The sequence below is a fragment of the Bacteroides sp. AR29 genome (assembly GCF_900217715.1).
Taxonomy (GTDB): Bacteria; Bacteroidota; Bacteroidia; order Bacteroidales; family Bacteroidaceae; genus Bacteroides; species Bacteroides uniformis.
On the sequence record NZ_OBMS01000006.1, the window covers coordinates 143,292 to 155,397 of the forward strand.

Here is a 12,106-nt window from a genome sequence, read left to right on the forward strand (position 1 = left end):
ATATCGATGAAAGAAGATTTATACGATGACCTTTTTGATGAGAAAGAGGAAAAGACAGATTTTCAAGCCCTCTTTTTTAAATATGTCATCCACTGGCCCTGGTTTATTGCAAGTATACTGATATGCATGGCTCTCGCCTTCATTTATCTACGCTATCAGGCTCCTGTATACGAAGTAGCCTCTTCTGTACTTATTAAAGAAGATGACAATAAGAAGAGCGCTAACAATGCTTTAGCCGCTATGCAGGATTTCGGTATGTTTTCCATGACCAGCAATTTTGACAATGAAGTGGAAATCCTAAAATCACGCACGCTCATCAAGAAAGTCGTATCACACCTGAATCTTTATATAAACATAGCACAAAAACAGCCATTCGGTTACGATATTCCACTTTATAAAGATACTCCCTTTGACGTCTTCATGACTGCCGAGGAGGCAGATAAACTGGATGAAAACATTCTATTGGACCTGACTTACGATACACTCGGCAAACTGTCTGCCGAAGTCAGTTACACACAAGACAACGAGAAGCAGAAAGCACAAAAGTCTTTTGACAAACTCCCCGCTATTCTGCCGCTTCCCATCGGTGTAATCACCATCTCGGGCAGAGACTCTTTGTCAATCCCGACCGAACCCATCAAGTTAAAAGTCACCATCAGCAAACCTACTGCCGTAGCCATTGGCTACAGTTCTGCCCTCACCATAGAGCCTACTTCTAAAACTAGTACTATTGCAGCTGTCAGCCTAAAGAATACGAATGTACAGCGGGCCATTGACTTCATCAATGATTTGATAGCAGTCTATAATATAGACACCAACACCGAAAAGAATGAAGTAGCACAGAAAAGCGCTGACTTCATTGAAGAGCGTATAGGCATTATCAACAACGAGCTGGGTACGACTGAAAATGAGTTGGCGGCATTCAAACAACGTGCCGGTCTGACCGACCTCAGCAGCGATGCACAGCTTGCCCTGCAGGAAAGCTCCAAATACGAACAGCAATATGCCGAAAACGCCACTCAAATCAATTTAGTGACTTATCTACGCGACTATATCAATAACCCCGACAATAATGACGAAGTCATCCCTGCCAATGTAGGCTTGAGCGATGTCAACCTGGCATCTGCCATTGAGAAATACAATAATCTCGTCGTAGAGCGTAAGCGTCTGCTCCGCACTTCATCAGAAAGTAACCCCGCCATTATCAATCTAAATACGGGTATCGAAGCCATGCGCCACAATGTGAAAACTACGGTGAACAGTGTACTGAAAGGACTGCAAATCACACGGAACAATATCGACCGGCAATCGCGCAAATACGAAAGCCGCATCAGCAATGCCCCCAAGCAAGAGCAAGAATTTATGACCATTTCCCGCCAGCAGGAAATCAAAGCCACCCTTTACATCATGTTGTTGCAGAAACGTGAGGAAAATGCCATTACACTGGCCGCCACCGCCAATAATGGACGGATTATCGAAGAGCCCATCCCTGGCGGTATCGTCTCTCCTAAAGGCAAACTAATTTACATAATTGCTCTTGTCATCGGTATAGGCATCCCCATAAGCATCATCTACCTCCTCAACCTACTCCGTTTTCGTATCGAAGGGCACACCGACGTGGAAAAGCTTACAACCGTCCCCATTATTGGTGACATACCTCTTACCGATGCTGGTAAAAATGGAACACCGACTATCGCCGTCCGCGAAAACGACAATAATATCATGGCAGAAACTTTCCGTAGCCTGCGCACCAACCTGCTCTTCATCATGGGTGACCCGGACAAGAAAGTAATCCTCGTCACCTCCACCATAAGCGGTGAAGGTAAGACATTCATGGCTTCCAATCTTGCCGTCAGCTTGGCACTGCTCGGCAAAAAGGTCATTCTGGTAGGATTGGATATACGCAAACCGGGATTGAACAAGATATTCCATCTTTCACACAAAGAAAAGGGAATCACGCAATATCTTGCTGCTCCTCAATCTACGGACTTGCATGCGCTGATACAGCCTTCCGGCATAACTTCCAACCTTGACTTGCTATTGGGCGGTCCCATCCCACCCAATCCTACGGAACTACTGGCACGCCAGTCACTGGAAGACACCATCAGTACATTACGCAAAGAATATGACTATATCGTACTGGATACAGCCCCTATCGGCATGGTGACCGACACGCTCATCCTTTCGCGCGTAGCGGACGCCAGCATCTACGTCTGTCGTGCAGATTATACGCATAAGACTGATTACCAGCTCATCAACGAGCTTCAGGAGCATCATCGCCTCCCCAACTTATGCACAGTAGTCAACGGAATCGATATGAAGAAGAAAAAATACGGTTATTACTACGGCTATGGTAAATACGGAAAGTATTACGGCTACGGTAAGAAATACGGATACAGTTGAGTTAGCGACTAGCTATTAAGAGTTGAGAGTAAATAATCGAGTGTCTAATTTTTAATTTCTAATTTTTAATTAACCCCGCCCCTCCAATGTGACAGGCGACCGCGTAGCGCGCCCGAACCTCAACTATTTATGAACCATAGAAATACACCTTTAAAGGATTTTACATGAACCATACTGATATCACCCCTCATATTATTCCTCGTCGCCAATGGCTGGTGGCATACGTGCAGTTTTGTCTGGAAAAGAAGACTGCCGAACGGCTGAAAGCTATGGGAGTGGAATGCTACCTACCCATACAAAGCGAAATACGCCAATGGAGCGACCGGCGCAAGAAAGTGGACCGCCTGGTCATCCCGATGATGATTTTCGTGCATGTCACTCCGCAGGAACGCCCCCTGCCGCTTACCTTACAAGCTATCAGTCGATACATGGTATTGCGCGGTGAAAGCCGTCCCGCCGTCATTCCCGAGGAACAGATGGAACGTTTCCGCTTTATGCTGGATTATAGCCCGGAGGCTGTAGAGATTTGCAGTACACCTCTGGCAGCAGGTGATGCCGTGAAAGTAATAAAAGGCCCCCTTGCCGGATTGGAGGGAGAACTGGTCATGATAGGGGGAAAAAGCAAAGTGGCAGTCCGGCTGGATATGCTGGGCTGCGCACATGTGGACATGCCGATAGGATACGTGGAGAGAATTAATTTTTAATTGTCTCGTATTCGCTTTTGGCGTCAAAACAAGGACAAGCCTTATGGATAGAGGAACTGAGTTGCCGATGCCCTGAAATACGGGCATTGGGATAGTCGGTCTTCAGCTGCCGGAGCAAGTCGAGCAAAGAGCATTTCTGCGCATAGGTACGTGTATCGGCAGGGACACCATTCTCGTTGAGCCCGCCCTCATAGCAGATGCCGATGCTCTTGTCGTTCTATTCTTTACCTATATTTGAATATCTTGTTACTTATATTAGTATATTTGCATCTGATTAGTAAATGATAGTATGAAAGCAATATTATTAGTAAGAGTATCTACCAAGGTGCAGGACTTTGACGAACAAGAAAAGGAGATTTATCGGATGGCTGTCAAGGACGGTTACAAGCCAGAAGATATTATTTCTATTTGCGAGAAAGAATCTGGTATTAAACTGCCAGAAGAAGAGCGTGCCGGACTTAACAGAATGAAAGAACTGATAGAATCGGACAATACAATAAATTGTGTCTATTGTTGGGAAGTATCACGTATCGCCAGAAAGAAGAAGATAAACTTTAGTGTCTTGGATTATCTGGTTGAAAGAAAGGTACAGCTTATAGTAAAGAACCCCTCTATCAGACTGTTAAAAGATGATGGAACTGTAGATGAGGCGGCAGATATGGTATTTACTTTGTTCAGCCAGATGGCAGAAAGTGAAATGAGAACCAAGCTAGCCAGATGGAAACGTACCAAGGATGCTAACCGTAAACAGTCTATCTATACTGGTGGATGGTTGCTATATGGCTATAAGGTGGATAATGGTAGGATAGTGGAAGACGAAAAAGAAGCCAGTGTAGTACGAAAAATATTTAATATGTATCTTACTGGTAATTACAGCTATAATTCATTGGCTAAAGAACTGACAGAACAAGGTATCATTAGAAAAGGTAGTAGAACCTATGCTTGTAAGTTTGTTAGTTTGACGCTTAGAAATATAGCCTATGCGGGTGAACCGTCCAGTTCTAGTGGTTTGAACAAATTAAAAACAGAAGGTAATGTTTATCCTCCGATAGTTACCATAGAAATGATAAACAAGTGTAAGGAGATTGCCAAGGGCAATATATTGCTTCCCAAAAAGAAATATGATAATTATTACTTTGGTAAAGGTTTGCTTAGATGTCCTTATTGTGGCAGTATTATGGTAGCCAAGAAAAATAACAACACCTATCACTGCCAGAATTGCGATAAAGGGATATGGGTGCAAATAAATATTGTGGATAGTATATTGTGGCGTGTCGCTTCGGGACTTTACCTTAGTAAGCTAATCACTGGTAATACTAAAGATAGAATTGCCTACCAGAAGAAACTGAAAGAATACGATAATAAGATTGCCACTTCCGAAAAAAACTTGAAAGATATTGAGAACAGAATAACCAAGGTGGAAGACAGTGCTTATCTGGACGGAACTATGAGCATTGACAGAGCCAAAGGGATTATCAAGCAACTAGGTGGCAAATTGGCTGATGAAAGAAAAATGCTGTCACAGTATTATATGGAAAGGGAACAGATTCAAGGTCTGCTGATTAAAGTGGACGAGCCTAAAGAACTGGACGTTTCTAATATTACGGATGATAAATTGAGATTTGAGATTATACACGAAACTATAGAATACGCATTTATTGACAGAATTAATACTATCAAGTGTAATATTTCTATCTATATACCATATAATAACGAACCGCTTAGATTTGAACTGCATACCAAAGCCAACAAAGTGTTTTCACTGATAGACGGATATTCCAAAGGGGAAGAAATAAAGTGCTATGAAAGGCGGTTTATAACTCCTAGAAACGTGGAGAAAAGTTCAGAGTATAATAAAAAATATTGTCGAGAACATAAGGCAGAAAATGCCAGAAGACAAAGGGAATACAGAGCCAGAAAGAAAGCACTAAAAGAAAGAGGGTTGTAGCCCTACTACTATATACGGTACTATACTACCTAGGTGGGTAGTATGTTCAATAGTAGTATATAATTGCTTATATTCAGAACTGAAAAAGCCAACTTATCCATTTGTTTATAATGGGTAGGTTGGCTTTTTTTATATCCTAATTGGACTTTACTCCCATTTAAAGGAGTAATTTACAATAGTAGTATCTATATCGGTTTCTGTTACATTTCTTTCATTATCAGTAATAACACCGTCACCATTTTTATCTGCAAATGATTGTTTAATAATATTTACATCTGTGTGTATTATAGTACAACTTTCCAAATACCCGTCTTTATTTAGAGTATAGTCAAATTCAAATTTATCTTCATAAGTATATTCAGATTTGCAAGTTTCTTGATAATAATCATCGTCATATTCGCCTTTATCAGTTCCCTTTATGAGTATCTGTTCAGGCAGTTGGTTAGTACGCATACCTATCAGTTCGGGATGTGCGAAAAAAATATAATCATCACCGAACAGATTATAAGTATAAAGAGGAAAATAACCTTTGCAAGTTTTTCCGCTATAAGTATATTCCCAATATTGATTATAGGAAAATTTATCCTCAACAAAACATTTTGTAATCCTATCATTATTCCAAGTATAAGTTGCTGTACATCTACTTATGGAGGTATTGATTAATTGATTAGATGAATTATAGGTATTTTCTGGATTACTGTTATTTATACGTTGGATAATAGTATTGAAACTACTCACTAAATTATTATTATTCAGAAAATAAGTACTTTCGCCAGAATCGCCATCTCCCATAATAGTATTATTCCCCCAAGTAAAACGAGTAGTATATTCTTTACCGTTCCAACTGTCAGTAACAGATGTTAATCGGCCTTTGCTATCGTATGAGAATGTATATATTTCAAGACTACCCTCTGCATTAGTTTTTTTAATCTCCATTAGTCGTTTCTGATTGGTAATAACACCATCATCATTTTTAGTAGGTTTTTCTTCGTCATCACTGCAAGAAGTGAAGTTCTCGCACATTACTACGGCTAATAAAGCCATTCCAATTAATCTAAATGTTTTCATTTTTTTTAATTTTAATATAGTAGCGGTATAGAAATCAGTAGTGGGTATATAAAGCTATATCTTCTTAAAAATCTACCTGCTGAAAATCTGTTCCTATTACTTGGTATTCTCCGCAATCATGAATACAGTTGTATAACACATAGTTTTATTGGCAATAGATATTGTTCAGAACTGAAAAGCCAACTTATCCATTTGTTTATAATGGGTAGGTTGGCTTTTTGTGTATGGTGCTATTTTACCAATTCAAACTTTTCACCTTTTAGTTGGTAGGTATGATTGATAGTATTATTCCAGCCATTAGAACCGAAAACAGCAATAGCCTTGTTCTTTGAATCAAACTTGCACTGCCCATTTTCTAATTCTGTAAATGGTACTTCTGTTTTCCGTATAAAATAACCGTATGAAGTAACATCGTACACATCATAGGCATTTGATTCTCTTGAACCACTTTTATAGCGGTTGATAACAAACTCATCTTCTCCGTCAAAATCAATATCAGAGAAGAAGAAAGGAGAATCATCCGAAAGATATTCTTCACTCTCTAATTTAGCCGTATAATCCAACTCTATTACGGTGTTGTTTGGATATGTGTTACCCTTATCATATAGAATCTTATCAGTCCATTTCTCCGCAAAGTAGTAATATTGTACTCCTTGTTTCTCTAAACAGAATAGGGCATTACCTACCTCGCCATCTTGCAGCCACATTACTTTTACTGTATATCCGTTTATCGGTTGCTTGTACTTTATGTAGATATGTGGCTGATTAAAGCACTCAAATCCCAATGGGACAGAGATTCTTTCTAAGTCTGTCTGATTCTGTCCCTTGCAAACAGTCCAACTTAATAATCCTATAACGATAAACAATGTCTTTTTCATTTCTATCCTTTTGATAATCATCTTTATCTATTGAGGTTATATGTCTTATAGACAATATTCCCGTTTATATCTGTCCCTTCTGTTGTTGTTATTGTTTTCTTTATTGAATCAAATTCTGTCATATAGTTGCTAATCTTGTAAAATGGTGGAGTGGTTATCAGTTCCGCTCCCCCAATATCTATTCGGTAAACGTCATAAGTATTGCAGTATCTTATTGACTGCCTCCAATTATTGATTACAAGTTCTTCTGTGCCGTCAAAATCCAAGTCTTGAAAGAAGAAAGGGGAGTTTTCTGACAGATATTCATCTTTCTGTTTGGGCAAATAATCTATGTTCAAAACCAACCCATCTTTGACCGACTCTTTATTGACATAGTAGAGAATGCTATCGGAGAAACTTTCATTATAAACATAGAACCTACTATATTCTTTTTCAAAGCATAGCAATGCGCTACCCCATATTTCAGTTTCTCTTTCTTTGTCATAACATTCATAGGGCATACACATAACTTTAACAGTATATCCGTTTATCGGCTGTTTGTACTTGATAAAAACTCGTGGTTGGTTGAAACATTCAAAATCCTGCGGAACTGGTGTTTTGTCTGTTTTGCAAGCCACTAAACCAAGCAATCCAATAATGATAAATAGCAATCTTCTCATTATCTTTCATTCATAATATCAACAATCTGTTTAAAAACATCACCTGCCATCAGTCCACCACTTGCAGGTATTTCTTTCTTATTAATGGAAACAATGATACTGTATTTCGGATTATCGGCAGGAAAGTAACCGCAAAATTCTACGGCATATTCACCATTTGAAAGTTGAATTGTTCCCGTTGCTCCGGCTACTTTTACTTTATCTGATTGGGCAGGCTTGGCTAATCCATCAGAAACAGAGTATTCCAATGCTTCTTTTATGGCAGTCTTACTTTTAGCTATGTAATTAAAGAAAGTCAAGTTCTGTAATGGAGTGGTGGGAATGCCATATCCCAAAGGATTATAAACAAGACTTGTGTCTTTTACTTGATAACCGTATTTTGCAAGTGCTTCTGCAAATACTTGTCCGTTCTCAAATGCCTTTTTTACTATTTTGTAGTTGGTGATATTGGATGCTACTCCAAAGCCTTGTTCCACTGTGATTTTCCCATATCCACCCCTATGCCAATTATGGTCGCACAATGTATCTTTGCCAATGGCTAAAATGCCATTACCAACATCTATCGTATCGGATAATTTGATTGCCTTTGTTTCCAATGCTGCCAAAAGTGAAGCGGTACGCACTAATCCCGATTCTTGAAGAATGGAATCAGAACCAACAGAAGCCTTAATTTCTCCCGTCTGTGCTTCCATTACAATAGCTTGCCCTATTGTAGCATTAAGTTCGGACAGCTTATTTTGCAGGATAGAATCAACTCTTACTTGTAAAGTGCTGTCTATGGTAGAAACCTGTTTTACTTTTTGTTTAGTGCAAGCTATGAATGTAGCTATGCTAATTAAAAGGATAACAGTATTTTTCATGGTAGTTTATGTAAATATCATTCATTACTCTTATAAAAGCAATATGCCATTATTGCAATATTTATAATATTGTATAAAATAGTTAGGATAACAGCGACACTATCCCACATACTTTCCCAATGATTAGCCATAAATGCAAGAAATCCAGTGATAAACAGAATCGTACATGCTCCATCCATATCACGTCCATTCTTTATTCCTGCTCTTATTTCAGCTATAATTGCGGAAATAAGGGCTATTCCAGAGTATGTGTATATTCTATAATTACTAATTTCCACCAATGTACAAGATGATATATCAACCCATGAACATACAATATTCCAAGCAATAAGCCCGACTATGAAATAAATGATAGCTGCAATAATCAGACATACAATATATTTGAGAATATCCATAATTATCAAGATATTATTTGTTATTAATCCGCTTATAAACAAGTATAACGGTTTGTCCTCTAAAAGTTCCTCCTATGGTAATTCTACTTAATACACCATTCACTCTATTAGAAACGATTACCACTCCACTTTCACCAAAGCCTTTGTATTCGTAACCATCTTTAGATATTAGAGTAACGGTTTCATTTTTATAAGTAACAGTGGCTTTAGATTCACTAATAAGATGAGCTGTAATGTTTGAAGCACTTACAGTCGTTACTTTCTCATTGTCTATAACTGCATAATCAAACTTGTATTCATCAGCATATAGATTGATACTGAATGCGATTAATATGAATGCTAAGACTTTGAATTTCATACCATACTTCTATTTAATGTGAACACATAGATACTAAAACCAATAATCCAACAATAGTAGCAATTATTGACATACACCCAGTTTGGTTCAGTTCCTTATCCTTGAATCCATTCTCTAAACCATTTCTAATAAAGCAATATGCTAAGAATCCTCCTACAATAATGCCGAAAAGTCCCCATAAGGACATCCCAAAATTAGAAGTTCCACCGTTATCCCATCTACCACGATTACCAATGTCTGCAAATATATATGTAGTATTAAGGAATATCATAGTAAAAAACAATATGCACGTATTTAACTTGTTCATGCTTAACTATTTTAGTTATATATAACTTTGGCTTGAATCATGTTACGTTGTTATCTAAGCTATCTTTTTTCTAACTCCATTGAAGCCATCCTCATACGTGACAAAGTTTCAGAATCTATTCCTGCTCTAAAATCTGTTTCGCTTATCTCGTTTCCATCCTTATCATAACAAGTACGTTGTTGCAATGTACTGTATGTGGCTATTTGGCCATTTTCATAATACATTTTTAAGCAAACAAGAATACCATTGTTTACTTCTATGGATAGGGTTTTTCCATCACTTGACCATGCTGTTCCATCAAAAGCGTTACCTTTTTTGTCATGTACGAACACATTGAATATATTTCCCGATTTTCTATCTTTATCTTCCGTAAAGTCTAATTCATATAGATAGGTTTTACCTATTCCACATGAAACGAGAAGTAACAATAATCCTAATAAATACTTTTTCATAATTGTATTACTTGTTTTTTTATTTCTTTAATTCGTGAATAATAACCAATAGGTAAGATATGCCTTTGACAAGAATTTAGATATTAAAATAATAGTCCTCGGCTACTTTTGCATTATATTTCTTTCCCTCAACAACATATTCACCAACAGCAACAGAATAGAATTTAACCTCGTACATGGTTTCTATTTTCACCCTATAGAATGCTCGTTCACCAATAACTCGAACATACAATATACCTTCTGAAAACATTCCCATATAGTTTCCACCCTCTTTATGGAATTTGAGAGATACTTTCCCTAATTCTTCCCAATTTCCTTGTTGCATATTTTCAGCAATCAAGATTTCTCTTGTTAAGGCGATTGTAGGTTCTGTTACAGACATACAGAAAGCACAAATCAAAATCAATACTTTTTTCATTATAAAATTGTTATGCTTCCCAAATTCCCCGAAGAAAGCGGATAAAAAATAAGGTGTGGGAACTATATTTGTCTTATCCTATAATCAGGCTCTCGCATTGCCCTTGGAACGGATAAAACAATAGCATCCCACACCAATAGACAATATCAAAAGCCCACATAAAAATATGAGAGCAGATATAGCTACAGTGTGGTGCTATTGTTATCATCTTCGTTCCTTTTCAAATTTGCGAGATTTGATTATAGAAGATAATCTCAATAACACCTTTCGTTAAATATGTCCTTTCAGTGTCTTAACGCATTAAGACCTCTGAAATTGCTGCAAAGTTAGCGAAAGGTTTTGAATAGCTAAAGCTAAAACGCTGATAAATGCAGTTTCAAGTGTTCCAAAACATATCTGTAGTAAGTAATTAGGTAGTATCAGCTTCTTTTCTTTGTAATTGCATAAGCAGGTACTTTTTTTGAACGGGAACTATAAGAAGATTTCTTCCCCAAAAAAGTACCCGTAGTTTCTACAGATTGAAAAATGAATATCTTCTATTATATACAAGGTATATAGGTTTACAGTCTAACTAAATAATCAATAAAATCAGTATCTAATCTATATAACTTGATAGCGGTATAAAAATTAGAAGTGGGCATATAAGACGATAATTTTTAAAACTCATACCTACTATCAGTTATAAACATTATAGCTGTTTTTCTGATATTGCAGATTAGTATGGCTGTTCGATGCTTATAAATAATTCCGAGAAATCAACATACTATAAGCTACAAGCCGTATCATGCCTTTTTTAAAAGATAATTTTCTTACGCTTGCATCAGTGAGAAATTAGCTACGTTATCGCAATCTGTTTGGCTTGGAATCATGTCCCATCAGATTTATATATAACCATTATTTACAGTTTCTCTTACATTGCAGTTTTTGAAAGTTACTGTATATTAGAGAACGGGACAAAATTCTCTATTTCTGAAAATGGTATGATAACAACAGAAATTTCAAACTTTGTCCCACTGATTAGAAACTCAAACAGTCATAAGTATTTAACAGTTCTTCTTGTCTAAGTCCCAAGTATCTTTTAGTAATGGTTACACTTGAATGATTAAATAATTCCATCAGTTTAACTAAAGCCAATTCAGCATTTTCAGAAGATTCAAACACTTTCCTGCCAAAAGTCTTTCTAAGGGAATGGGTAGAGAAATGGTCTATCTTTAAATTGTACTTGCTTTTCAGCTCTTTAAGTACAATGTTTATCCACTGGATAGAATAGACCTTGTTCCTGCCTTTTCCCGATAAAAAACAGAACTCATTCAAGTTTTGAATATCCAAAGCGGTATAACAGTCTTTGATATGTTTCTGAAACTCCTTATTAATTCTCACTTCCCTACGTTTGCTTGTTTTCTTTTCAGTAATGGTAAATTTTGCATCATTACTCAAAAGCATTTCCCAAGTAAGTTGTAATAGGTCAGAGATGCGTAAACCAAAAAATATGCCACACCCAACAAGCAGGCTTATCCTATAGTTCTTATCTCGATATAACTTTCTCACTAAATTTGTGGCACTGTCCCACTGTAGGCAGTCACTTGTTGTATAACTGTTCTTCAAACTCATATTGTTTCAATTTTGTAGGTTTAACTATAAAAGTGAAAGTAAATT

The 12,106-nt window shown here is 37.3% G+C and carries 12 protein-coding genes and 1 pseudogene; 3 read left to right on the forward strand and 10 right to left on the reverse strand.

Annotated elements, in window-relative coordinates:
* Positions 1 to 6 precede the first annotated feature (6 nt).
* On the forward strand, positions 7 to 2,403 hold the full coding sequence (locus CSD97_RS05780) for a polysaccharide biosynthesis tyrosine autokinase (RefSeq protein ID WP_005836133.1): 2,397 nt from the start codon (positions 7 to 9) through the stop codon (positions 2,401 to 2,403).
* Between the two features lie 164 nt (positions 2,404 to 2,567).
* Positions 2,568 to 3,107 (forward strand): UpxY family transcription antiterminator, encoded by a 540-nt coding sequence (locus tag CSD97_RS05785; RefSeq protein ID WP_005836131.1) that lies wholly within the window; start codon positions 2,568 to 2,570, stop codon positions 3,105 to 3,107.
* Here the strand turns inward: CSD97_RS05785 and CSD97_RS05790 are convergent.
* Positions 3,097 to 3,324: pseudogene (locus CSD97_RS05790) on the reverse strand (N-acetylmuramoyl-L-alanine amidase); the annotation flags it as partial. The gene CSD97_RS05785 and the pseudogene CSD97_RS05790 sit on opposite strands and share 11 nt — an antisense overlap.
* A 72-nt stretch (positions 3,325 to 3,396) precedes the next feature.
* On the opposite strand from CSD97_RS05790, the gene CSD97_RS05795 reads away from it, so the two are divergent.
* Entirely contained in the window at positions 3,397 to 5,055 is a 1,659-nt protein-coding gene (locus CSD97_RS05795; protein ID WP_005837394.1) for a recombinase family protein, read from the forward strand.
* 147 nt (positions 5,056 to 5,202) lie between these two features.
* Here CSD97_RS05795 and CSD97_RS05800 read toward each other — a convergent pair whose 3' ends face one another.
* The 9 genes from CSD97_RS05800 to CSD97_RS05845 all read right to left on the reverse strand — a co-directional run bounded on the left by CSD97_RS05800 (position 5,203) and on the right by CSD97_RS05845 (position 12,061).
* Complete coding sequence (locus CSD97_RS05800; RefSeq protein WP_005837392.1) at positions 5,203 to 6,123, reverse strand: DUF4595 domain-containing protein; 921 nt, start codon at positions 6,121 to 6,123, stop codon at positions 5,203 to 5,205.
* A 230-nt stretch (positions 6,124 to 6,353) separates the two neighbouring features.
* Positions 6,354 to 7,001: a hypothetical protein gene (locus CSD97_RS05805; RefSeq protein WP_032595166.1), complete on the reverse strand. Its 648-nt coding sequence runs from the start codon at positions 6,999 to 7,001 to the stop codon at positions 6,354 to 6,356.
* Positions 7,002 to 7,024: 23 nt separating this feature from the next.
* Positions 7,025 to 7,660, reverse strand: coding sequence for a hypothetical protein (locus CSD97_RS05810; RefSeq protein WP_005837390.1), 636 nt, complete (start codon positions 7,658 to 7,660; stop codon positions 7,025 to 7,027).
* Complete coding sequence (locus CSD97_RS05815) at positions 7,660 to 8,520, reverse strand: penicillin-binding transpeptidase domain-containing protein (protein ID WP_098032072.1); 861 nt, start codon at positions 8,518 to 8,520, stop codon at positions 7,660 to 7,662. Before CSD97_RS05815 ends, CSD97_RS05810 begins: the two co-directional genes overlap by 1 nt.
* A gap of 17 nt (positions 8,521 to 8,537) precedes the next feature.
* Positions 8,538 to 8,915 (reverse strand): hypothetical protein, encoded by a 378-nt coding sequence (locus tag CSD97_RS05820; RefSeq protein WP_005837387.1) that lies wholly within the window; start codon positions 8,913 to 8,915, stop codon positions 8,538 to 8,540.
* A 13-nt stretch (positions 8,916 to 8,928) separates the two neighbouring features.
* A complete protein-coding gene (locus CSD97_RS05825) occupies positions 8,929 to 9,273 on the reverse strand; it encodes a hypothetical protein (protein WP_005837386.1) in 345 nt (114 codons plus the stop codon).
* A gap of 366 nt (positions 9,274 to 9,639) precedes the next feature.
* Positions 9,640 to 10,032, reverse strand: a complete 393-nt coding sequence (locus CSD97_RS05835; RefSeq protein WP_005837384.1) for a hypothetical protein — start codon at positions 10,030 to 10,032, stop codon at positions 9,640 to 9,642.
* A 76-nt stretch (positions 10,033 to 10,108) separates the two neighbouring features.
* On the reverse strand, positions 10,109 to 10,450 hold the full coding sequence (locus tag CSD97_RS05840; protein ID WP_005837383.1) for a hypothetical protein: 342 nt from the start codon (positions 10,448 to 10,450) through the stop codon (positions 10,109 to 10,111).
* A gap of 1,017 nt (positions 10,451 to 11,467) precedes the next feature.
* Entirely contained in the window at positions 11,468 to 12,061 is a 594-nt protein-coding gene (locus CSD97_RS05845) for a tyrosine-type recombinase/integrase (RefSeq protein ID WP_057098143.1), read from the reverse strand.
* Positions 12,062 to 12,106: the final 45 nt, after the last annotated feature.